Here is a 23755-nt window from a genome sequence, read left to right as displayed (position 1 = left end):
TAATCGCTTTAACTATACGTAAGAGAAAACTCATTGGAGGTTCAAATCGTTATGATGCAAAAAACTGAACAAACAATTGTTAGAAATGAAGAGTTTATTACAAAAGCTGAAGAACTTATGCCTCAATTTTTTGAGCAAACAGTTCAACCTAAACATATCATTGACGTTATTCCCGATTCTAATGTGATTCACGGATGGAAAGTAAATACTATTGAAGCTGCTGACAACATGACAAATAAAAACTATGGGAAAGGAGATACAGTTGTTCTTGATTTTGGAACACATTTAGTAGGTTATTTATCGTTGAACATTAAACCAATTGGAAGTCCACCGGATGCTCCATTACATCTTAAGTTAACCTTCGGGGAAATGCCCGTTGAAATGGCGGAGCCATTTTCAGAATACGATGGTTGGCTTAGCTCTTCTTGGTTACAAGAAGAAGTGATGCATATTGATGTGATGCCAACAAAGCTAGAACTTCCACGCCGTTATAGCTTTCGTTATTTAAAGATCGAAGTGCTAAATACATCACCAAAATATCGAGTTTCTTTCGAAAATATCACATGCAAAACGGTTACTTCAGCAGATGTCTCAAAAGTAAAAAAATTAAATCATGAAGATTCATTAATAGAGAAAATAGACCAAGTTAGTATTAAAACTCTTGAGGATTGTATGCAGGAAGTGTTTGAAGACGGCCCTAAACGTGACCGCCGCTTGTGGCTAGGAGATTTAAGATTGCAGGCATTAGCGAATTACGAAACCTTTGAAACAAATGATCTTGTAAAAAGATGTTTATATTTATTCGCAGGTGTTCCTGAAGAAAACGGAAAAGTGGCAGCGAATTTATTTATTGCTCCATCACTCATTGCCGATGATACGTATTTGTTCGATTATTCGCTATTATTTACAACAACATTATTTGATTATTATGAAGCAACCAAAGATATAGAAACACTAAATGACTTATGGCCATTAGCATACAAGCAGGTTGAGCTTGCCTTAGAGCGTTTGGATGACAATGGAATTGTGAAAGATGATACTACATGGTGGTCATTTATTGATTGGCATGAAAAGCTAAACAAACAAGCACCTTCACAAGCCATCTTAATTTACACAATGAGAAGAGCAAGTGAATTAGCGAAAATAGTAAATAGTGAGAAAAGTCATTTATTGTCAGAAAAACTGCAAGATGTTATTAAGGCAACACTGTTTCATCTTTGGGATGAAGACCAAGGCTTTTTTGTTAGCGGTGAGAATCGTCAAGTCTCATGGGCAACTCAAATATGGATGGTCCATGCTGAGGTGTTTGATTCTGAGAATAGTCAAAAGCTTATGAACCATTTATTAGCAACAAGGCCTGAGATTGGATTAACAACTCCATATATGTATCATTATCTTGTTGAGGCTTTATTATTAGTTGGTGAAAGAGAACAAGCCATTTCTCAACTAAAGGCTTATTGGGGTGAAATGATTAAGGATGGTGCGGATACATTTTGGGAGCTGTATGATCCTGAAAATAAAGATTTCTCTCCATATGGAAGCTATTTAATTAATAGTTATTGTCATGCTTGGAGTTGTACTCCAACTTACCTTATTCGAAAATATGACCTATAATCATAAACAAACCTTGTGCGTTTTTCCGCGCACAAGGTTTATTTTTTATTTTTTCTATACTTATTTGGTGTTTCTCCATAAAACTCTTTAAATTTACGATAAAAGAAACTAAGACTGTCATACCCCACTTGGTAAGCAATATCCTCGATGCTTTTCTCAGTATTCCTAAGTAAAGAAGCAGACTCTATCATTTTCTGAGATTGAATAAGATCTAAAAACGTCTTCCCCGTTTTCTCCTTCAACATATTTCCTAGATAATTCGCATTAAAGTTAAATGTTTCAGCTAACCTTGTTAATGTACAATCTTTATAATTTTTCTCAATATAGTGGAGAATGTCCAAAATACTTGTTTTCCCTGATGATTGAGGAAGCTCAAAATTTTTATCAAGCTGATATACACGCATAAGCTCGGTTAATAAGATCGGCATATAATAGTTGACCATTTCCAAAGAATATTCTCGTTGAGCAAAATACTCACAAAGCATATTTTTTACGATATATTGAAGATTTTGATTTTGATCTGAATGAAACAAAATATAGCGATCATGGTGTTGATTTTCTGAGATTGCGTTCATTAAGAAGCTTGAAACAATCCCCTTTTTACTTAGCTGTCCAAGTAATGACATGGTGAAAGGATCTTTTTTCATAAGTATATTTACAACAATATCATTTTCACCAAGTGCTGAAATACTGTGTGGCACATCTTTATCTAATAAGCAAATTTGCCCCTCAGTTAGTTTTATTTCTTTTCCATTAAGAATCTGGTCGCACTCGCCGGAATATACATAATTCATTTCAATAAATGTGTGCATATGTAATGGCATGTCGGCATATCGATGATGTTTACTTATAAAAATAGGACCTTTATCAAAAAAATACTTTTCATCCAAACGTGGAATAGATTGACCATCATTGACCACTAGTTCCCTACCATCAAAGTCGTTAATGTTTTCATTTGTTAGAATTTGGATTTTCTCTATCTCATCAAGCTTGCGAAGATATTGATCTAACTGGTCATGGTTCATCTGAATACACCTCTAAAAACACTATTTTATCACCATAATCATATCAGATCACTTGACCTTAAACGAATAAAAAAGGTAGCTCTTTTATGAGCAACCTTTTTTTATGATTAGCAATTTCAGTTTATACTGACTCGACTATGTTTCTCTTTTCACCTTTAACAAACTTCATAAACAAAAATCGAACAAGTGGCCCCATTACAATAAGCTGAAGCGGAAAAGCTAAGGCAAAGTTTTTGGCTGCTGTAGACAGGTAACTTTGTAAAAAAGAATCTGTTGGCAGCCCATTCGTTAAATAAGCAGCAATGACTCCATAGAGTGACATAAAAATAACCATGCCCAGCACCATAAAGAATGAAATAGACAGGATCATATAAACTTTCTTAGACTTATCAAATGGTAGTGATAGAGCAATCTTTTTCGCAAAAGGACCTACTAAAAATAAATCTAGCAATAATGCTACAATAAATGCACTTAAAAGTTGACCAAGTCCTTCAATAATAGAAATTTCTCCAAGCATTCCAGTAAGAATCATATTATAAAACCCCATCACAATGACCATACCGGTACACATCATCACACCAAAATAAATACCTTCTTTTTTCGTTGTTGGCAAATTCCTCATCCTTCCTGTTGTTTGTGCATTTGTAAGTATATCGATTATAAAATTTCCTCGTAAGTGAACATTCTATGAACGTTTTGAAAGCCTTGTCATTCCTCCAAAATAGTAAAAGGCTTACATCTTTTATGTAAGCCTTGAAATAAATATATAATGATTAATTACCCTAAAACCGGAGTAAACTCACCAGTTATCGTCTGATATCCATTATTCTTATCATACTCTTGTTTACGCTCCAACCCGAATTTCTCTAAGATTGGTAAATCATTTGTTGAGAATAAATAACTATCACTTGAAGCAACGTGCTCGTGTAACGCCCAGTTTGGTACAACAAAGAAGTCTCCTTTTGACCAATCAAAGCGAACACCGTTAATAATTGTGTGACCTTCCCCTTCATGTACATGATAGATGGATGCATGAGTATGACGATGTGCTTTCCCTCTAAATCCAGCAGGAAGCTTCTGCATCCAAGCTGCAATGGTAGGACAAGCTGTGTCGCCATTTGAAGGATTAATGTACTCAACTGCATAGCCATCATACGGATCTGGCTCAAATCGGCTTAAGCCGTTGATTGCTGCCTCAGTTCCTTGCCATTTATAAGACCCAAGAGGAGCTTTTTTCGAATAGCGGTCTGAAATCGGACGAACCATTCCACCTTGGTAGCGTTGTGAACTATAGTTATCTGGAAGACTAGGCTGCTCGATACGATCTGGGTATGGTTCAAAGAATGTTCCACCAAGATAGTAGATTGTTGGAATATCAAGACAGTCCATCCAGATCATCGGTTTATCACCTTCATGTCCGTGACCGTGCCATAAACCATTTGGTGTTGTTAAGAAGTCTCCTCTTTCCATAAAGATTCTTTCACCTTGAACAATGGAGTATGCCCCTTCTCCTTCCATGACAAAACGAAGTGCGTTTTGCACATGTCGATGAGATGGTGCAGTTTCGCCAGGTTGTATTAACTGAACAGCTGCGTATAATGTTTGAGTCGTTGATGCCCAGCCCCATGGCTTTCTATAATTTAGACCTGGATTTTGTAAGTAAATCGCTCTTCTTTCTCCCCCACGATCTGGAGTGAATATTTGTGTAGCTTCCTGTAGCTTTTTCATTAACAATTCACTTTTCCATAAGTATGCCTGTGCATGTGGTTCAGGGGTATGCTTCATTAAATCCGGAATGGCATTCCATAAGGGTCCTAAATGGTATTGCTCTATGTCTCTATTAAAATCCTGAACAATTGTACTGTTAAAAAATTCATTCTTTTCAGCCATGTCTTCTCCCCCTTTTACTGATTAAACTTTGATAAATTGCGCTGAATTTGATGATCGTGCTTTTCAACATGCTCCACGATCAAATGGTTTACGATAAACTCAACAGGTTTTCCATCAAAGCGTGGGTTACGGCTTGGAGCAATTATTTCTAAATCTTCACTTGAAAGAGCTTGAAGCGTTTCTTTAACAAAAGATGGTACTGCGGCAAGTTGGTCTAATACATCTTCAATCAGTAAACTGTTCACATTTGCTTCCGACACTGTTTTCAGTCTTGTTTCATCCGTTAAGCCCCGACCCCATGTTTGATCAGGATGCTCTTTTATCTGTTGAATCTCCCTCACCCAATAAGGTATGGCTTCAGCAACATGAGTAATAATCTGCATAATAGACCATTCCTCCATTGATGGATTCCATCTAATTTCCTTCTCTGAAAGATCCTTTACTACACTAATGATGTTCTGAATGGATTGATGAACAGATTCAATGGCGCTCATTTGTAATGTTTTGGTCATGATACCGGCACCTCCGCTGTTTGTTTCACTTTATTTTTAAGAACTCCCACCTGATCAACCTCAATACGAACAACGTCTCCATCCTTTAAAAACACTTGTGGATCCCTCGCGACCCCTACTCCTCCAGGTGTACCAGTCAGAATAATATCGCCTGGCTCAAGCGTCATAATATTCGATAAAAATTCAACAAGATATGGAACTGAGAAAACTAGATTCGCAGTATTAGAACGTTGACGCTCTTCGCCATTCACCGTTAAAACAATATCTAAGCCAGATGGATCTGTTAGATCGTCTGCTGTTACTAACCAAGGACCCATTGGAGCGCTTCCATCTACAGCCTTGCCTTGAAGCCACTGTAATGTTCGACGTTGTAAATCACGATACGTAACATCATTCACAATCGTATATCCTGCAACATATTTAAGAGCCTCATCTTGTGAAACATTGCGTGCACGTTGACCAATAACAAAGGCAAATTCTGCTTCATAATCTAACTGCTCTGAAATCGGATGAAACGGAATATCATCCTGCGGTCCAACAACTGTATTGGCAAATTTTGCAAAAACAACAGGGTGTGGAGGTAGTTCTCGTTTCATTTCTAAAATATGCTCACGATAATTATGACCAACGCAAATCATTTTGCCAGGAGCGGGAACAGGTGCCTCTATTTTCACATCAGTAATGGAATAAACAAGCTTACGCCCCTTTACTTCAACATTATTTATCGCATAGGCAGCTGCCTTTTTTGCTTCCTCAATGCTCTCAGAGCCACCTTTTAGAAAATCCGTCATTTCTCCTGGAACAAATGCTTCGGCAATTTTTTCAGCACGTAGTTTCCCTTCTGACTCAAGTAAGGCACAATAGGCGGCATTTAAATCAATCACGTTTTCATTCTCTATTGCTCCAATACGTGTTATCCCATCTTTCGTAAACGATACTAGTTTCAATTTCATTCCCTCCAAATCGAAAAATTGTTATGATCTTGCTCATATTATATCGAGATGAAGATTGAGCTCACATTCTATCGTTCTTCTATATGGAACAAATAAGAAAAAATCAAAAAAATAAAGCTGAGCATGTTATACTCAGCTTTTGTAACGATTTTTTAATTTTCGCATCCTTACTAATTCCGTTATTTTCTCTCCTGAACGAACGACCTCTTCAACTAATCGATGACTTTTCAGCTTACTTTTTATCCGATTTGCTGGTCCGACAATATTAATGGCTGCCAGCACTTTGCCCTTCTCATTAAAGATTGGTGCTGCAATCGCCATCACGTCTTCCTGTAGTTCTCGGTCACATATAACATATTTTTCTGCTTTAATTAGATTGATTTTTTCATATAATCTCTTATGGGAGGTTATTGTGTGGTTTGTAAAGGATTCCAACGTTTCCGGTAAAAGTTGGTGTCTTTCATCCTGCTCCTGAAAGGCTAGAATAGCTTGACCAATACTTGTTGCATGGATAGGATGTCTTTTTCCAATATGTGTAAACAGTGAAGTTGGGTTATCACACTCAACCTTTTGAAGATAAATCATATGTTGATCCTCAAGAATTCCAAGATGTGAGGTTTCACCTGTTCTTTCTGTTAACATATTTAAAACAGGAACTGATTCATTTAAAATTGGTAGCTGTGAACCCACAAGATTCGTTAATGTTAAAACAGAGGTTCCTAAGCTGTAACGATTTGTACGGGGATTTTTATAAACAAAGCCTTCACTTGCCATAGATGCAAGCAGCCTGTGAACGGTGCTCTTGCTTAACCCTAAATGTTTCGCAACATCGGTTACACCTTGTTCAGGATGATCCATTGTAAAGCCTTTCAAAATACTCAAAGCATTTGCTAGAGATGAGTCTCTTTTCTCCTTCAATACACTCACTCCACTCTTTTAGACTCTTACATTTTTACTCTTATCTAACAATTCACTAAAGGCATAACATCTCCTTTGTTAAATAGAGGAAACTCACTTCTTTTAGTATAATAGAAGAAGAATTTCTTAAAAAGAGGTGAAATGGAGCTCAATGAATAATGATCCCCCTGCAAAAGCGATCTTATCTTCTGTTAAGAATGCTATGAGAATATTACGTTTGTTCAAAAAGGGACAGGAAGAATTAAGTGTCACAGAGATTACCAGACTCATTGATTTGCCTAAAAGCACCACACATCGATTAATTACGGGGTTAGTTGATGAGGGATTTTTATCTAAAAATCCGAAAACAAATCACTATCGCTTAGGACTATCTCTTCTAACATTAGGTGGTGTTGTGTTTAGTCATAGAGATCTCTATCTCGAAGCACAACCTATTGTAGACAACCTTGTGGATGAGTTAGGAGAAACCGCTCATATATGTCTTCTCGAGGATCATGAAGTTGTTTATTTGTTTCGAAAAGAATGTGATCAGCCTGAAAGACTTTTAACATATATGGGGAGGAAAAATCCTATCCATTGTACAAGTGAAGGGCTAGCTATTATGGCTTTTCAAAAACAAAAGAGGATCAACAGCTTTTTAAAGAATACTTTTTACTCTTACACTGAGTTCACACTAACAGATCCAAAGGAATTAAGAGATGAAATGAGTAAAATTCGAAAAAAAGGCTATGCCATTACACCCGACCATTTTTACAAAGGCTTTGTTGGGATTGCTGCCCCTATCTATGATCATACAGAAAACGTAGTTGCTTCTGTATCAATTATTAGTTCAACATCACGACTATCAGAAGAAAGATATCCACTATTCATTGATAAAATAAAAGCAGCAAGCAGTCAGATTTCTGAAATGCTGGGATACTTTAAATAAACCATCCAGCAACAGAACACTGGATGGTTTTTCAATCTTATATTAGATAAAACGTATTTCCCTCAGATCCTATCGGTAAGTGACCAGCCTCAATTAAATCAACAATTGATATAAAAATATTTTTCCCCTCGGCTAGCTCCGCTGTGCATGACATCACACTCACGTACATGGCTAAACCAACTAGATATTCTACAGTTTTCTTTTCTTCAAATTGCTGAAACAGATGTGAGTAAGCACCATGAAAGATGCGTTCCGGTACGCGATCACCTAAATCCAAAAGGTATTTTTCATGACCAGCTTCCTTAATTTTGCGGCTTAACTCTTCTGGAATTTCGTTTAAAGATTCCCACATTTCACTTCCCTCAAAAGTAAGACGGCTAATCGTTTCTGGTACTTCTTCTTTTGATAACCACTTTATTTCATAAGAATTCACGTTAAGATCATTCATAAATTCAATGACTTTTTCCTCTGCCTCTAGATTTTTCTGCCCAGCCTTCTTCCCCCAATGAATAGCTTGTAATCTATTCACCATTGCGTCAATAGATTTTGTCTGCAAATCAGCTTCTGCAACATTAATATTCTCAGACATGTATCTTCCGCTCCTTTCGATTGGTTTTATGTTAATATTTTGTTGTTAATTCAGGTGGTCCAAATTTAGGACCATAAGGACCTTCATCTAACCAACGTCCCAATCTAGGAATAATAGATACAAGTGATGCAGCTAGTTCACGCTTCATATTCATATCAGGAGCATTTCCTTGTAAATGATGTAGAGGCTGTGCTTGAGCCGTCACGGTTCCACAGCGCTGCAATTCTACGTTCATTTGCCACCGCTTCAATGGCTTCTGTTCGCTCTTCTTCTGAATTAGCTTTTAGGGCTTTTTCGATTCCACGAACAGCTAACAGTGCATCAGGAACTCCAGAGTTTAGACCGCGAGCACCAAATGGAGCGAATAAATGAGCAGCTTCACCAGCAAGAAGAACTCTATGCTTTTCATCAGTAAACGAGTTAGCAACAACCTGATGAAAACGATATGTTGATACCCATGTAATTCTTTCTGTGTATTTTGAATCCATTACTTTTGGCAGCCACTTTTTCACTCCTTCAAGATCAGAAAACTCTTCTGGATTATCGTTTTCTAACAGTTGAAGATCCACACGCCAGCCTCCTTTAAAAGGAACAAACATCACATTACGTCCTCCCATTGCAGGGTGTTGATAATGGAATGTTCTCTCAAGAGGAAGAGGATTTTCCGCGTCTTCTTTAACATCGACTACAAGGAAAGTATCATTTGTTCTTGGACCTTCAAACTTTAAGCCAGCCTGCTCTCTGACAACAGAACGAGCACCGTCACTACCAATAATGTATTTAGCTTCCCATTCTTCACCAGATTTCGTCGTTAAAATAACATGATCTTTTTCAATAACTAATTTGTCTACAGGTGAATTCCAGGAAAACTCCACACCAGCTTCCAAGCATTCTTCATAAATATGTTTCTCAATTTCATCTTGATGAAGTGCTGTAAAATGCGGTAGTTTATGAGGATCCTTGTTATTTGTTATTCCATAATTACGTACATACACTTCTTTACCTTTGTACAAAGTTCTTTTTACTGGCCAGATAATTCCGTTTCTTGCTAGAGTAAAACCAAGTCCTTTTGATGTTTCTTCTAAGAGCTTTAACGTGGCACTATGCAGATATATAGCACGACTCCCTGGGCGGGCACGTCCAAATGGTTCAGCTTCGATCACAACAGATGAAATTCCCTTTTTTTGCAAAGCAAGACCTGCTACAAGTCCAACCGGTCCAGCACCAACAACGATCACATCACATTTTTTTCTATTTGACATATCCTTCTCCCCTTTAATTAAAAAGTTTCTTCTTGTCTTGATTATAAGAAATTATAGTGAATATTCTTATCCTGTTGTTCTTCTATACGGAACAAGAAAATAGTTTTTTTCTAAAACTCTATTAAAATTTTACTAAACAAAGTTACTCTACGAACATCCATAAAAAAGACTCATAGCAGAAAATCTTTCTACCATGAGCCCCTCAAAACTAGCATTCTATTTTCTCAACTGCGTGACAAACATCTACCTCAAATCCACCAATTTGTTCAATTTCAATTTTCACCTTGTCACCATGCTCAATTGGTCCAACGCCTTCTGGAGTACCTGTTGCGATAATATCTCCAGCATTTAGCGTCATATTATTACAAGCGACTTCAAAACATTTATAGCAATCATAAATTAAATGCCTTGTACTACCATCCTGACGTATTTCATCATTTACCCACAACGTCATTTTTAAATCATTAGGATCTTCAATTTCATCAGCAGTGACAATCCATGGACCAATTGGTGTAAACGTATCAAACGACTTTCTCCATGTTCTCTCTTCATTTCCTCTAATTGATATATCTAAAAGAGCAAAATAACCAAAAATATAGCTTTTCGCATCTTCTGCTTTTACATTTTTCGCTTTTTTACCAACAATATAGCCAAGCTCTGCTTCATGATCTGTTCTACGGTCTTTAAATGGTAGAATAATCGGGTCGGTCGGTCCTGATAGTGATTCAGGAGATTTTAGAAATAATGCCAAATCTTCAATTGTTCGCGGGGCATTATTAAACATTTTATTCATTTCAATTTGATGGTTTTTATAGTTAACTGGTGCAGCCCAAATCTTCTTTGTAGAAGGTACAGGTGAATGAAGTTTTACACTAGATAAAGGAAATGATGTACTCGTTGCTATGGCATCCTCTATTCTTCCTTTCAACACATCAAAGTTTTCAATAAGGCGTTGAAAAGATTCACCTGGATTAGACGGCTTCCATTCCACTGCATTTGATACGTCAATGATTATATTTCCTTGAACAATTCCAAGTAAATTCTCATTAAAAATTGCGATTTTCATCCAAGGCTACCTCCTTATCTTAACGCTAGTTTTCCGGTACAAACACTTTCTCTACAATTTGATGACCATCGTTATCTTCGTATACTTCACTGTACTCAAGGTCTAATTTTTCCATAACAGGTTTATCATTAAACGAAAACAGAAACACATCACTCTCTCCAGTGTTTACATGTTCATGCAAACTCCAAGGCGGTAAGATAAAAAAGTCACCTTTTTCCCACTCAAACTTCTCCCCATTAATGACCGTATATCCTGAGCCTTCTAGAACGTGGAAGATGGCACTATGCACATGTCGATGTGCTTTTGTTTGTTGACCAGATTTTAGCTTTTGCATCATCGTTCCAATTCGCGAATCTGCAGAGCCTCCTGTTGTTGGGTTAATATATTCAATCGCATAGCCATCATAAGGATCATTATCTGCTTCTGTCATTTCATCTAATAAATACTTCACTCGATCAAACTTATATCCAAAGATTGGTGAAGGATAACCAGGCTCCTTTGATTCATTAAGCTTCTTAAATGCACCCATTGAGAATTGCTTTGTTGAATAATTTTCAGGTGCTTCCATCGGATAGGTTTCTTCTTCATATGGTTCAAAAAACGAGGCAGCCATTGTTTTCACTAGTCCTACATCTAGTCCATCAAGCCAAAACATCGGCTCCGTTCCTTCGTGTTTATGTTCATGCCACGTCCATGCCGGAGTTAAAATCATATCTCCGCGCTCCATATATGTTTTCTCACCATTAACGGCTGTATATGCTCCGTCTCCTTCAATAACAAAGCGAATTGCTGACTGTGAATGGTGGTGTGATGGTGCACTTTCACCTGGTAAAAGCAATTGAATACCAGCGTAAAGAGTATGAGTACCATAACCCACAAGACCTCGTTTTAATAAACTTGGATTTTGTAAATATACAACGCGTCGCTCAGCATCTTTACCTGGTTCAAGTAATTTGCCGGCTTTTAACACATATTCTCGGATTGTTTTCCATTTCCACAAATATGGTTCAACATCATGAACGGGCTCCTTTGTAACCATATGTCCAAGGTCATACCAAAGTGGTCCTAAATTCTGCTTCTTCAACTCTTCGTAATACTGATCCAACTCTTCTTTAACAGACATATCGTTTTTAGCCATCTTCATTCACTCTCCCTATATAGGATTACGATCTATATTTTTCTTCTTTTATAATGATGTCAGCAATCCTGCGTTTTATTTTTACAAAATCCTTCTGACTACTTCTCACGAGTCGGCATGCAAGTTGGGATAACGTTTCTTCATCACCTAAATGTGGCAAAAGGTTTAATGCTCTTATCGCTAATTGCTGTGATTGTTCATGTGTGTACAATATTGTGTAATCGAGCTTTTGTTGGTTTCTATCGAAGCCAGATAATTTAATCACCTTTTCCGTTCTCAATATCGCACTCTCAATTGCATAGATACTTGAAACAAGGTCAGCAAGGAATGCTGCAACTTCTTGTTCTTCGTTTAACATGACCAAATCATGTTTTTGTATAGAAAGAATCATTGCATGATACAATTTTTTTAATAGATGAAGAGTTTGTTTTTCCTGAATAAGAATTCCATCTTGCGCTTTTGTTTGCTCAATTGGCTTTTCATACGTTTTGAGTAATGCTGAGGCTATATTTAATCGATTAATTTCATTTGTCCCTTCAAAAATACGGGTGATTCTGGAATCACGATATAATGTTTCAATTTCGTATTCGGCCATGTATCCATAGCCTCCATGCATTTGAAGGGCTTCATCTACAACAAAATCTAATGTTTCTGTAGACATCACCTTATTGATAGAGCATTCAACTGCCAAATTGCTGATTGCTGATGCAACATCGTCTTGATCGGCTATTTGGTTAAATGACTTTTCTAACAATCCTGCTGTTCGATAAATAGAACTTTCATTTACATATGTTTTGATCACCATATCGGCAATTTTATCTTTAATTAAATGAAAGCTAGAGAGTGGCTGGCCAAATTGTTTTCGCTGATTGGCATAAGCGACCGCTAGCTCAATCGCATGCTTTGCTGTTCCGAGTGATGTGGCAGCTATTTTATGTCGTCCTAGATTTAAGACATTAAGTGCAATGATATGTCCTCTGCCAATTTCACCAATGATATTTTCCTTAGGAACCTTCACATTGTCTAAAAGTATCGAACAAGTAGAAGATCCCTTTAGGCCCATCTTCTTTTCCTCTGGACCAATAGATACTCCATCGAAGTTTTTTTCTATAATAAAGGCAGTAAACCTGTCTCCCTCTACTTTTGCAAACACGATAAAAAGACCCGCAAATCCAGCGTTTGAAATCCATTGCTTTTCACCATTCAAAATATAGTAACGACTACATTCGGAAGGAACCGCTGTTGTTTTTATATTCATAGCATCTGTTCCAGCTCCAGGCTCTGTTAATGCGTAAGCTGTAATAAGATCACCAGATAAAATGTCTGGTAAGTATTTTTCTTTTTGCTTATCTGTTCCAAAATAAGCAATCGGAAGAGCACCAATCCCGGTTTGCCCGCCAAATGTTATAGAAAAAGAACGAGCAGGTGCCATCTTTTCTGAAAGTATCGTTGCGGAGACTTTACCAAGACCTAGACCTCCAACAGCCTCTGGGATATCAGCACTAATTAATCCGAGCACACCAGCCTCTTTCATCAGTCGTACCGTTTCATCAAATTGCTGATTTTCTATTCTATCTAGTGATGGTCTTACATCTTTCACAACAAACTTCTCAACTAAGTTTTTAATCATTTCATGTTCCTGATTAAAATCCTCCGGGATAAATACTTCATCAAGTTCAACATCATTCGTTAGATAATGCTGTTTCTTTTTTTCCCTGAGCATATTTTAAACCTCCACATGCTGATTAGGCTGTAACATTTTTGCTCGCACTTCTTCGGGAATTGGCTGTGCTTTTGGCTTATCTTTAAAAGAAGTCCAAGCACGAACTTCATATCCTTTTGCTATTTCTTTTTCTCCCCTTAAGAACACATGACTAATTTTAAACACTTTATTTTGAATTTCCTGAACTATGCTTTGAACTCTAACAGAATCTTCAAATGAAAGCGGTTGCTTGAATTGACAATTTGCCTCAAGAATCGGACAGCCTATTTGCTGTTCTTGAAACAACTTGGAAGATGGATATCCAATAGCTGATAAATATTCATGTGTTGCCTCATCCATCCATTTATAAAAATTGGGATAAAATACGATACCTGCAGCATCTGTATCTCCCCATCTCACCTTAAAATCATAGTTATTTGTCATCTAAAGGCCCCTCTTTCACTTTAGACAGGGCGACTTATTTCCCCTGCCAATTGATCTCGCAGCTTTAGCTTTTGAATTTTCCCACTAGCTGTTACTGGAAAGTTCTTTGTGAAAATTACTTTCCCAGGCAATTTATAGATAGCAAGCTGTTCCTTTAAATAGTCTTTCAGTTCCTCTTCCGTGCTTGTTCTTCCATCTTTTAACCGAATGACAGCACAAACAATTTCGCCTAGTGTTTCATCTGGAAGTCCAACTACAGCTGCTTCAGCAATTTTCGGATGCTTCATTAAAACACCTTCAATTTCTTGAGGGTAAATGTTAAAGCCTCCTCGAATAATCAATTCTTTTTTTCTACCAACAAACGTTAAGTAACCTTGTTCATTTAATTTTCCTAAATCACCTGTATAGAACCATCCTTCATCATCCAATACATGAGCCGTTTGCTCTGGCAACTTGTAATAGCCTTTCATCATCCCAAAACTCTTGATTGCAATCTCGCCAACACCACCATTTGGAACCGCTTCTCTTTGATCATTCACTATTTTTAATCTCACACCAGGAATTGGCTTGCCGACAGTTTCACAGATATTTTTTTCTTTATCATCGTATGGCGTCATTGTCACTGAAACAGTTTCTGTAATTCCATAGGATTGACAAAGATTAATTCCCAGTCGTTCTCTAATTTCCTTCATTTTTCCTGGTGAAATAGCAGAAGCTCCTACGATTCCTGCTCTTAAAGAAGAAAGATCATACTGATCAAAATTTTCTGTTTCCAATACTTTAATAAACATCGTTGGAACACCTTGTTTGATCGTCACCTTTTCTTGTTGTATCAACTCTAACATTTGCTGTGGATGGAATTTTTCTTGCAGCACCATCCTCGCTCCTGAGGATATTGCACAATAGAGATTAATCGCCATACCAAAGATATGAAAAAACGGAGCAGCAATCACAAATACGTCTTGATCTGTACAATATAGTTGTCTTTTTATTGTGTTTGCTGATTGTACAACACTTCGATGTGTAATCATGACTCCTTTTGGTATTCCTGTCGTTCCAGAGGTATATAGAATACAATTAATATCGTTAGTTGTATCAATTTCTGCTTCTTCTACTTCATTCTCATGTTTTACAAGTAATTCATCATACGATGGAAGACCATCCAGCTTGCATTTGACCGTGATCGCTTCAGGTACAACATAAAGAACTTCTTTGAATCCAATGTTTTCTTCAAATTCTTTCGAAGCGAAAAGAATTTTAGGTTCAGAGTTATTTAGAATAAAATTCACTTCATGTTTTTTATATTTTGGGTTAAAAGGAACAAGAACACCCCCAAGTTTAGCGACAGCAAAGAAGATAATGGCCGTTTCATAAAAATTAGGTAATGCTACAGCAATTCGATCACCTTTCTTTATCCCCTTAGTATTAACCCTGCTGCAATACGATTCACATCTTTAAAAAACTCAGAGTATGAAACACGTTTCGATAAGTCGTATATGGCTTCTTTTTCTCCATACTGGGTAGCTGTCCTTTCAGTAAACCATACAAGGTCATTTGATCTTCTTTATGATTCATGCCTAGCATCCCTCTCCCTTGTTTCTATTCTTAACAAGTGTAGATAAAGAATTTTCTATATTTATAACGATACATATCATTGAAATTAAATTAATCAAATCACACACATATAACATTCGATACAACGCTTTCATTTCCTTGGGAATTCAAAATATTTATTCCGAAATCAATTATAATGCTTCCCAAACAGCTGCAATTCCTTGACCACCGCCGATACATACTGCGGAAGCCCCGTATTTTTTGTTTCTTCTTCTTAATTCATAAATAAGGGACGTAGAAATTCTTGTTCCACTTGCAGCTAATGGATGTCCAATCGCAACCGCTCCACCATTAACATTGCCGATTTCCAAGTCAAATCCTAACACCTTTTGGCAAGCTAGATACTGTGCCGAGAAGGCCTCGTTAATTTCGATTAAATCTAAATCTTCTAGTTTCATATTTGCCTTTTTCAAAGCACCTTGAATAGCTGGAACAGGTCCAATTCCCATATACTTAGGCTCAACACCGACTACTTCCCAAGAAACTAAACGCGCGATTGGCTTTAAGCCACGCTCAGCCGCATAATCACCAGATGCAACAACTATCGCAGCAGCTCCATCTACCATTCCACTTGCATTCCCTGGTGTTACCACACCATTTTCAACAAATCGTGGTCTTAATTTAGAAAGCTGTTCCATACTTGTGTGACGAACATGTTCATCTTCTGAAATGACCTTATCGCCTTTTCGTCCCTTAACCGTTACAGGAACAATTTCTTCTTGTAAATAGCCCTTTTCTCTTGCTGCCAATGCACGTTCATGACTTGAGAGTGCATGTTGATCCACTTCTTCTCTTGTTACATTGTATTTTGCTGCAAGATTTTCGGCTGTTTCTCCCATCGTGCAATCTCCATAGGTATCATAAAGACCATCCCATACCCAATCCTCAACAACTGGTGCACCAAGCTGACTTCCCCACCTCATTCCACGGATAACGTGAGGCACCTGACTCATGCTTTCTGTTCCACCAGCTAATACTACATTTGCTTCATTTGTTAAAATATAGCGCGCAGCCGTTAAAACCGATTCAAGGCCAGTGCCACATAAGCGATTAATGGTTAGAGCAGGAACATCTATCGGTGTTCCTGCCTTTAACCCAACATGTCTTGCTAGAAGATGAGCGTCTTTACTTGATTGCTGAACATTTCCAAAAACTACTTGATCTACATCCTCACCAGTAATTTTTGATCTTTTTAATGCTTCTGTCGCTGCAATTGCACCCAAATCAGTTGCGGTCATCTCACGAAACGAACCTGAAATTTCGGCAAATGGTGTTCTTGCTCCTTCTAAAATCACGATATCTTTCATGGTATTTCACCTCATTTTTTAGTGATGGTGTTTCTTATCTCCCTGTATAAACAGGTTTTCTTTTCTCCACAAAAGCTTGAAGTCCCTCGATTCTATCTTGAGTTGAAAAAGCATTCCCAAAGCAAGTACTTTCAATGATAAGTCCTGATTCTAAGTCCGTATTTCCACCAACGTTTACCGCTGTTTTCACCATTTGAAGCGCAACTGGAGGCTTTTGTGCCAATTTCTTTGCCCATTCTTTTGCTGCACCAAGAACCTCTTCAGCTGGAACTACTTTGTTAACAATCCTTAATTCTAGTGCTCTATTTGCATCAAACATATCACCGAAGTATAGAAGTTCCTTAGCTATTCCTTGACCAACAATTTTTTGTAATCGCTGAGTTCCGCCACCACCAGGGATGATTCCTAAACCTACCTCTGGAAAAGCAAATTTTGCTCGATCTGAGCTAATTCGCAGATCACATGCTAGAGCAAGCTCTAAGCCTCCACCAAGTGCTAAACCATTAAGGGCAGCAATAACAGGCTTTGTCGTTTGTTCAATTTTAGAAAAAACGGTTCTAGAAACTTTGTTCATTTTATTAACACCAACAAGATCAAGACTAGCCATTTCGTTGATGTCAGCTCCTGCCACGAACGCTTTCTCACCGCTGCCAGTAAGAATGATGGCACGGACTTCATCGTCTGCATCTAATACATCAAATAAGGTTGAAAGTTCTTGAAATACAACGGTATTCAATGGATTAACCGGTGGTCTGTTAATCGTTACCACCGCTACATTTTCTTCAATTTCACATAATAAAAATTCATAAGTCATTATTAAGTCCCCCTTCATTATTCGTAATCGTAAAATCCTGCACCTGTTTTCTTACCGTGTCTTCCTGCTCTAACTAACTGTTTTAATAGTTGTGGTGGAGCAAAATGGTTATCATTAAATTCTTCTTTAAAATACTCCATCACATGGTAGCCAATCTCAACTCCCGCATAATCTTGAAGAGTGAAAGGTCCCATTGGGTAGTTCAATCCAAGTGTTACCGCCTTATCGATATCTTCAGCTGAAGCAACTCCTTCCTCTAATAGCTTAATCGCTTCAATAAATTGTGGAATCATAATTCTATTTACGATAAATCCGGGAGAATCTTTCTTTACTTCAACTGGCTCTTTCGACAGCTGTTTGGATAGCGCTTTCAATTCTTCGATGGTTTCATCACTTGTCTTATATCCACGAACTACTTCAACAAGCTTCATGAGTTGTGCTGGATTAAAGAAATGCATCCCTGCCACACGTTCTGGACGTTTCGTTGCAGAAGCAATTTCTGTAATAGACATGGATGAAGTATTTGTAGCTAAAATGCAATTTTCGTTCACAATGCTATCAAGCTTTGAAAATACTTCTTTCTTTAATGAGAGATCCTCTAAAACTGCTTCAATCACCACATCTGCTCCACTCATTTCTTCCAAGCTAGTAGTTGTTTGAATACGGGCAAATGCTTCTTGCTTTTGCTCTTCAGTCATTTTTCCTCTTTCCACACTTTTGCTCATAAACTTATCAATACGTTTAAGAGCACCATCTAAAAAACGCTCCTCAATATCATTTAAAATAACATTAAACTTATTCATAGCTGCTAGATTCGCAATACCTGCTCCCATCGAACCAGCACCAACCACACCAATTGTTTGAATCGCCATCTCATCTCATCCCCAATCTCTTTTTTCTATACATTCATTATAGCTTTCACTGTAAGGGGATTGTACCTACACAATGTAGGGAAAAAAATGTGTAATTTCCTATGTTTTGTAGGAAGGGGCAGTGCCTGGTCACTTCCCGGAATTTGTCGAAAGAAAAACAATGCCCAACTCATACAAGTTGGACTGTTTCATACTACTAATCTAGCTCTTCTTCAACCGTTCTCCATGCATATCATGCAGCTTGAAAGCCATCATTAAATTAAACCTGATTTCAGCATCATTCAAATCAACATTTAGTAGTGATTCAATTTTTTCAAGTCTGTATAACAGGGAACTTCTGTGGATGAAAAGCTCATCTGAAGTACTTTTAATATTTCCGTTATTTTGTAGGAAAACGTATAAAGTATGATATAAATCTATGTTTTTATTTTCTGTGTAAGTTAATAGAGGATCCAGCTGACTTTTTATAAACAAGTTTACCGCATTAGATTGATCGAGATGGTGGAGAATTGTATAAGCTCCAAGATCTTCATATAGTGAAAAAGAGATATGCTTCATCCTAATATTCATAACATTTAATGCTAGAAGTGCCTGTTGGTAACTTACATAATAATCTTTCATATTGCTTGTTGATGTACCAATCCCCAATAAAATCTTACAACCTGAAAACACTTCTAGTGACCATTTCTCAATATTGTCAGAAAGGTTTTTCCAATAATTTTTACTTTGAACATCATCATCCACTGGGATTAGCAGGAGGATATAGTTTTCATCATGTGACACTGTTAATATTCGAGAATCAAACTTTGCAAGATGTGACTTGATCGCATCCCATATAAGCACTTTTTTTGCTTGCTGTTCTAAAAGGTCATCTTCATCTATTGAAATCGTCAATACCGCAACACGATGACATTTGAAAATATCCCATTGGAACAGATTAGCATATTGAATGATACTGTCTTGATCTTCGATTTTTCCCACCAACAATTTGCTAATAAAGCTATCCTTGACCTGTTCTTTTGTATCGAGAACAAGCTTTTGCTTAATAAACTGAATTGAACATATATTTCGTGCCATCTCAACTGTTAGCTGGTCAAATTCATTCATCTCACTGGCTGTATTGCAAACAGAAAGATATCCTAATAAATTCCCTCCACCATTTATAACCCAAAAAGAAAACACACAGTCATCTCTTTCAGGGTGTACGACAGTAAACTTCTCTTGTTTTTTCAGATTTTTCCTTAACCTATTCGCTTGTAGTGCAAGGTTATCAGGTAGATTGTAATCGTTATCACTATTTCGGAAGTTAAAAGCAATTGGCCTCATAAATCGGTCATATAAGATAACTGTTTCTTGAAACAAATCTGAGAGCTTTAATGTAATTCCTTCAAAATCATCATCTTCAACTGTTTTTTTCACCAGTGATTGTTGAAAATCTAATAAAAAGTGTAGACGGTTTTTATTATCTTTTTCACTTTTATATAATCGTGCATTCTCTAAGAGAGTCGCAACATGTGTTGATAGCATCTCTAATATTTTTAAGTCTTCTTCAGAAAAAGGTCTTTCATATTTATTCTGAACATGAAGCACACCAATTGGCTTAAGATCAATTAAGAGTGGTACTGTCATTTGGGTGCATCCAGTTTCCTCAAGAAATGGAAAGTATTCCTTAAGTGCATAGTTATTCTCAATCATCATTATATCGGGATATTCCATCTCCCCATATACAGGCTTCTGTAAGTCAAAGCAATTCTCTTTCTCATTATATAAATACATACAAGCAAAATCAGCATTTGTTGATTTCCCAGCTCTGTATGTTACTTCAGAAAAATGCTGGTCTAGGGAAGAATCAAGAGACTGATTTTTGCTAATCCATTCAATTCCCTCTAGCTTTTTCAACTGATTTTCCTTTTGTCTAGCCACAGATAGAGCGACGGCCATATCTTTTCCAAATTCCTCAAAATGACTTTCCATCTCTAGAAGTGGAACATAACTTAAAAAGCCTACGATACAAAAACCAAAGTGTTGAATGTCATCATTTAACGGAACAGTAAACCATGTTTTCACATTTTCTTCCTTAAGTATCTCTGTTAACCTGCAAGAATTATTTGTTACAGAAGCTTTATATGTTAAGCTTTGACGAAGAAGTTTGGAGGAACAGCTTGCCGCTAAAAGAGGGAAATGCCTAAGGACTGAAGGAGTATTTCCACTCCACGCCTTAGGGATAAAAGAATCTCCCTCACTCAAAACGACTCCAACAAAATCACAATATAATTCAGAACGGAACGAATCAGCTAAATATTGAAGCACTTCATCTTCTGTATTAATTTTAATTAGCTGCCGGGATGTGGTTCGTAGATGATGCTCTACTTTTTTCATTAGTATTTCTCTCTTACTGTTTGACACACAAGTACCCCCTATTTCCGTTTTTCTTGATACTAATAGTATAAAAGAAGAAAAACTTAATTGAAAAGGTAATCGTGATCGTTTAAACAATTAAACAACTTGATAAAATGAAATTTGAACATCATTTGGTCTTCTAATTCCTTCACCAATGAAAATCATTCGGTTCAAATAAGAGTACTTTTCACTGCTCGTTTCAAAAGACGGGGTAGTTTTGAAATAATAAGAACCATCATGAACCTGCTCACCACGAATAATTTTATCTATGATTTCTTTAGGACCATGTCTGTATCCTTTATTGATCACATAAATGGGTACACCATCGTCCGTTTCAATTACATAGTGAGCAAGAGCTTCTGTTACACCATCATATCTTATAATCTGGTAATCTGCGCCACCTGAAAGGACTTTGCCTTTTATACCATTACCTTCAAAAGTACCTCCAATAATCGGAATCACTCTCCTTATGCCTGTTCCAACATCCCCAACTTCAATTGGGTTAGCTACCTGAATATTTGCTTTAAAAACAAATGTCGTTTCCATCTACAAAATCCCTTTCTTTGCTAAAAATTTTTAGACACTTAAACAAAAATAGCAAATGGGCAACCTTCTACCATTCTAAAATTTCTTGAAGAATAGTAGGTAAGTTAACCCATTTGAAGTTAAACCCTGACAAATTTATTTTGCCACATTCACTTGACTGTTTGCTGGTTTAATCTCTTCTTTTGCTTCATAATAATCGCCATGTTTTTCCTGGACAAACAACATAGCGATTCCACCAAGTAATGCAGCTCCTCCGATTGCGACAAAATTAAATTGCGGCAATAGATTCATTGTTAATAGGAACCCAACAAAGATTGGCGCTACTATTCCTCCAATACGACCAAATGCCATCGTGCTTCCAAGTCCTGTGGAACGCATGCTAGAAGGATAGTATTGAGATACAAATGCATTTGAGATGTTCTGTAATCCTACTGAAGCTGCACCAATGATCGCAATTAATACAAAAGCGATTGCCATACTATTTGTTAATCCGATAAAGGATAACGCTATAGCACCACAGAAGAATAAAGGAACAAGAACCTTCTTAAATCCAATTTTATCAACCAAACGACCAAAAATAATCGTACCTGCAATTGCCCCAATTTGCATGACAGCCGTAAATGCTAGACTTGAGCTAAGGTCATAACCTGATTGCATCATAAGTCGAGGTAACCATGTGTTCATAGAATAAATTAAAACAAATGCACTAAAGCAAGAAACCCAGAACATAATTGTACTTAACGCACGTTTATCTTCAAATAGCTTCACAACTGGTGAACCAGGTTCTTTTGCAGTTGGCTTTACAAATTCAAACTCCCCACCAGTTCTTAAGCTTGGATCAATTTTCATTAATGTTTTTCTAGCTTCCTCTTCTTTGCCTTTTTCAATAAGAAACCCTACCGACTCAGGGATACTTTTTAATAAAAATGGGATAAACAAAAGTGGAATACCCGCTAACCAATAAACCGGCTCCCATCCAACTGTTGGTAATAGTGAACGGCTAGTAAGTGCTGCTGTAAGCGCTCCAATAGAATATCCACAGAAAATGAAAGAAACAATAGCAGATCGAACTCGTTTTGGAGAAAACTCAGTAGCAAGAGCAATAACGTTCGGCATTACCCCACCTAAACCAATTCCGGCAATGATTCTAAATACAGCAAATAAAATTGGGCCTGTCGCAAAACCTGATATCATGGTAAAGAAACTAAATAAGAACGTTGTTAGCAAAATAATTTTTTTACGACCTATTTTATCAGACAGCATCCCAAAAATAACTGCCCCCAAAGCGGTTCCGATAACAGTGTAACTGCCTATTGCACCAGCTGTTACGTCTGAAATTCCCCACTCCTGAATTAATGATGGAACAGAAGCACCATAAACTACTACATCATAACCATCAAAAGCAATAACCAAAAACAACCAAGTTATCAGCCATACATGAAACGAAGAAATTTTACTATTATCAATAACATTCATCGGGTTAATCACTTTCATTTTGTTAGCCCCTATCAGATATTTTAGTAGACGCTTTCAATTTTACCTCCTTTTTCAAATATTCAGTTTTCTTACTCATATTGTAATAGAATAAGAAAAGAATAGTTAGCTACTTTATGTAGGAAAAAAGGAAATGTGTTTCGTTAAATTTGTGGAAAGAGTTGAATAAAAAAACCTCAATCCTTTAATTGGATTGAAGCTACATTAAAGTGTTTTATTCATGTTCCAACAACTGACGAACTTCATTAGGGATCGCAACAGCTTTAGGCTTCTCACCTGATAGATCTCCCCAGGCTCTTAATTCAGTACCAATAGCAACAATGTTATCATCCTTTTGAAACGTATGCTCTACTAAGAAAACTTTATTATGAATCTCTTTCATTTCTGAATGTATCGTCAATTTGTCTTCAAAAAAGAGAGGTTGCTTAAAATCACAAGTAGTTTTTATAAGTGGTAATCCAATCTTCTTGATCGTAAACAACTCTGAGGTCGGATATCCTATGCTTGAAAATAGATGATGTGTTGCCGTATCCATCCATTTATAAAAAGTGGGATAAAAAACGATTCCTGCTGCATCGGTATCTCCCCAAGTAACAGAAAACTGATACTCACTTTTTCTCATGTAAATTCCCTCCATAAAGTGGAAAACACCTTATAGTTGAAGTAA

At 37.0% G+C, this 23755-nt stretch carries 20 protein-coding genes and 2 pseudogenes; 2 read left to right on the top strand and 20 right to left on the bottom strand.

Annotation, left to right across the window (positions count from 1 at the left end):
* Positions 1-51: 51 nt before the first annotated feature.
* On the top strand, positions 52-1614 hold the full coding sequence (locus tag MVE64_RS19675) for an alpha-L-rhamnosidase-related protein (protein ID WP_247340517.1): 1563 nt from the start codon (positions 52-54) through the stop codon (positions 1612-1614).
* Between the two features lie 38 nt (positions 1615-1652).
* Here MVE64_RS19675 and MVE64_RS19670 read toward each other — a convergent pair whose 3' ends face one another.
* The 6 genes from MVE64_RS19670 to MVE64_RS19645 all read right to left on the bottom strand — a co-directional run bounded on the left by MVE64_RS19670 (position 1653) and on the right by MVE64_RS19645 (position 6912).
* The gene (locus MVE64_RS19670) at positions 1653-2639 is read right to left on the bottom strand and encodes an AraC family transcriptional regulator (protein ID WP_247340516.1); all 987 of its coding nucleotides are present in this window, start codon (positions 2637-2639) and stop codon (positions 1653-1655) included.
* Between the two features lie 121 nt (positions 2640-2760).
* On the bottom strand, positions 2761-3252 hold the full coding sequence (locus tag MVE64_RS19665; protein ID WP_247340515.1) for a DUF2798 domain-containing protein: 492 nt from the start codon (positions 3250-3252) through the stop codon (positions 2761-2763).
* 164 nt (positions 3253-3416) lie between these two features.
* Positions 3417-4529 carry a cupin domain-containing protein gene (locus tag MVE64_RS19660; RefSeq protein ID WP_247340514.1) on the bottom strand — a complete coding sequence of 371 codons (1113 nt, stop codon included), beginning with the start codon at positions 4527-4529 and terminating at the stop codon, positions 3417-3419.
* A 14-nt stretch (positions 4530-4543) separates the two neighbouring features.
* Positions 4544-5041: a DinB family protein gene (locus tag MVE64_RS19655; RefSeq protein WP_247340513.1), complete on the bottom strand. Its 498-nt coding sequence runs from the start codon at positions 5039-5041 to the stop codon at positions 4544-4546.
* Complete coding sequence (locus MVE64_RS19650; protein ID WP_247340511.1) at positions 5038-5988, bottom strand: fumarylacetoacetate hydrolase family protein; 951 nt, start codon at positions 5986-5988, stop codon at positions 5038-5040. Before MVE64_RS19650 ends, MVE64_RS19655 begins: the two co-directional genes overlap by 4 nt.
* A gap of 138 nt (positions 5989-6126) precedes the next feature.
* A complete protein-coding gene (locus tag MVE64_RS19645; protein WP_247340508.1) occupies positions 6127-6912 on the bottom strand; it encodes an IclR family transcriptional regulator in 786 nt (261 codons plus the stop codon).
* Positions 6913-7063: 151 nt separating this feature from the next.
* On the opposite strand from MVE64_RS19645, the gene MVE64_RS19640 reads away from it, so the two are divergent.
* Positions 7064-7840: an IclR family transcriptional regulator gene (locus tag MVE64_RS19640; RefSeq protein ID WP_247340504.1), complete on the top strand. Its 777-nt coding sequence runs from the start codon at positions 7064-7066 to the stop codon at positions 7838-7840.
* 37 nt (positions 7841-7877) lie between these two features.
* On the opposite strand, the gene MVE64_RS19635 is transcribed toward MVE64_RS19640, so the two are convergent.
* The 14 genes and pseudogenes from MVE64_RS19635 to MVE64_RS19570 all read right to left on the bottom strand — a co-directional run bounded on the left by MVE64_RS19635 (position 7878) and on the right by MVE64_RS19570 (position 23710).
* Positions 7878-8429, bottom strand: a complete 552-nt coding sequence (locus tag MVE64_RS19635) for a hypothetical protein (protein ID WP_247340500.1) — start codon at positions 8427-8429, stop codon at positions 7878-7880.
* A 31-nt stretch (positions 8430-8460) separates the two neighbouring features.
* Positions 8461-9691 (bottom strand): annotated as a pseudogene (locus MVE64_RS19630) (FAD-dependent oxidoreductase).
* A gap of 208 nt (positions 9692-9899) precedes the next feature.
* Entirely contained in the window at positions 9900-10757 is an 858-nt protein-coding gene (locus MVE64_RS19625; protein ID WP_247340497.1) for a fumarylacetoacetate hydrolase family protein, read from the bottom strand.
* Between the two features lie 25 nt (positions 10758-10782).
* Complete coding sequence (locus tag MVE64_RS19620; RefSeq protein ID WP_247340495.1) at positions 10783-11895, bottom strand: cupin domain-containing protein; 1113 nt, start codon at positions 11893-11895, stop codon at positions 10783-10785.
* 25 nt (positions 11896-11920) lie between these two features.
* Entirely contained in the window at positions 11921-13618 is a 1698-nt protein-coding gene (locus MVE64_RS19615) for an acyl-CoA dehydrogenase family protein (protein ID WP_247340493.1), read from the bottom strand.
* A 3-nt stretch (positions 13619-13621) separates the two neighbouring features.
* Positions 13622-14041, bottom strand: a complete 420-nt coding sequence (locus MVE64_RS19610; protein ID WP_247340491.1) for an acyl-CoA thioesterase — start codon at positions 14039-14041, stop codon at positions 13622-13624.
* 20 nt (positions 14042-14061) lie between these two features.
* Positions 14062-15575 (bottom strand): annotated as a pseudogene (locus tag MVE64_RS19605) (class I adenylate-forming enzyme family protein); the annotation flags it as partial.
* Between the two features lie 211 nt (positions 15576-15786).
* Entirely contained in the window at positions 15787-16962 is a 1176-nt protein-coding gene (locus MVE64_RS19600; RefSeq protein WP_247340490.1) for an acetyl-CoA C-acetyltransferase, read from the bottom strand.
* 34 nt (positions 16963-16996) lie between these two features.
* Positions 16997-17776, bottom strand: a complete 780-nt coding sequence (locus tag MVE64_RS19595; protein ID WP_247340489.1) for an enoyl-CoA hydratase-related protein — start codon at positions 17774-17776, stop codon at positions 16997-16999.
* Between the two features lie 17 nt (positions 17777-17793).
* Positions 17794-18648, bottom strand: coding sequence for a 3-hydroxyacyl-CoA dehydrogenase family protein (locus MVE64_RS19590; protein WP_247340488.1), 855 nt, complete (start codon positions 18646-18648; stop codon positions 17794-17796).
* Positions 18649-18849: 201 nt separating this feature from the next.
* Positions 18850-21054 carry a helix-turn-helix domain-containing protein gene (locus MVE64_RS19585; RefSeq protein WP_247340487.1) on the bottom strand — a complete coding sequence of 735 codons (2205 nt, stop codon included), beginning with the start codon at positions 21052-21054 and terminating at the stop codon, positions 18850-18852.
* 90 nt (positions 21055-21144) lie between these two features.
* A complete protein-coding gene (locus MVE64_RS19580) occupies positions 21145-21594 on the bottom strand; it encodes a DUF3237 domain-containing protein (RefSeq protein ID WP_247340486.1) in 450 nt (149 codons plus the stop codon).
* Positions 21595-21729: 135 nt separating this feature from the next.
* Positions 21730-23088, bottom strand: coding sequence for an MFS transporter (locus tag MVE64_RS19575; RefSeq protein ID WP_247340485.1), 1359 nt, complete (start codon positions 23086-23088; stop codon positions 21730-21732).
* A 214-nt stretch (positions 23089-23302) separates the two neighbouring features.
* Positions 23303-23710, bottom strand: a complete 408-nt coding sequence (locus MVE64_RS19570) for an acyl-CoA thioesterase (protein WP_247340484.1) — start codon at positions 23708-23710, stop codon at positions 23303-23305.
* Positions 23711-23755 lie beyond the last annotated feature (45 nt).

Origin of the sequence: Metabacillus endolithicus (assembly GCF_023078335.1) — a bacterium.
Lineage (GTDB): Bacteria > Bacillota > Bacilli > Bacillales > Bacillaceae > Metabacillus > Metabacillus endolithicus.
Note: the sequence above shows the minus strand (reverse complement) of the source record. Positions and strands in the feature narration are given on the sequence as shown.

Coding starts and splice junctions, on each gene's coding strand:
- MVE64_RS19570 (WP_247340484.1), bottom strand. CDS start 23,710: ATGAGAAAAAGTGAGTATCAGTTTTCTGTTACTTGGGGAGATACCGAT.
- MVE64_RS19620 (WP_247340495.1), bottom strand. CDS start 11,895: ATGGCTAAAAACGATATGTCTGTTAAAGAAGAGTTGGATCAGTATTAC.
- MVE64_RS19675 (WP_247340517.1), top strand. CDS start 52: ATGATGCAAAAAACTGAACAAACAATTGTTAGAAATGAAGAGTTTATT.
- MVE64_RS19610 (WP_247340491.1), bottom strand. CDS start 14,041: ATGACAAATAACTATGATTTTAAGGTGAGATGGGGAGATACAGATGCT.
- MVE64_RS19600 (WP_247340490.1), bottom strand. CDS start 16,962: ATGAAAGATATCGTGATTTTAGAAGGAGCAAGAACACCATTTGCCGAA.
- MVE64_RS19615 (WP_247340493.1), bottom strand. CDS start 13,618: ATGCTCAGGGAAAAAAAGAAACAGCATTATCTAACGAATGATGTTGAA.
- MVE64_RS19635 (WP_247340500.1), bottom strand. CDS start 8,429: ATGTCTGAGAATATTAATGTTGCAGAAGCTGATTTGCAGACAAAATCT.
- MVE64_RS19670 (WP_247340516.1), bottom strand. CDS start 2,639: ATGAACCATGACCAGTTAGATCAATATCTTCGCAAGCTTGATGAGATA.
- MVE64_RS19590 (WP_247340488.1), bottom strand. CDS start 18,648: ATGGCGATTCAAACAATTGGTGTGGTTGGTGCTGGTTCGATGGGAGCA.
- MVE64_RS19575 (WP_247340485.1), bottom strand. CDS start 23,088: ATGAAAGTGATTAACCCGATGAATGTTATTGATAATAGTAAAATTTCT.
- MVE64_RS19580 (WP_247340486.1), bottom strand. CDS start 21,594: ATGGAAACGACATTTGTTTTTAAAGCAAATATTCAGGTAGCTAACCCA.
- MVE64_RS19655 (WP_247340513.1), bottom strand. CDS start 5,041: ATGACCAAAACATTACAAATGAGCGCCATTGAATCTGTTCATCAATCC.
- MVE64_RS19595 (WP_247340489.1), bottom strand. CDS start 17,776: ATGACTTATGAATTTTTATTATGTGAAATTGAAGAAAATGTAGCGGTG.
- MVE64_RS19625 (WP_247340497.1), bottom strand. CDS start 10,757: ATGAAAATCGCAATTTTTAATGAGAATTTACTTGGAATTGTTCAAGGA.
- MVE64_RS19660 (WP_247340514.1), bottom strand. CDS start 4,529: ATGGCTGAAAAGAATGAATTTTTTAACAGTACAATTGTTCAGGATTTT.
- MVE64_RS19640 (WP_247340504.1), top strand. CDS start 7,064: ATGAATAATGATCCCCCTGCAAAAGCGATCTTATCTTCTGTTAAGAAT.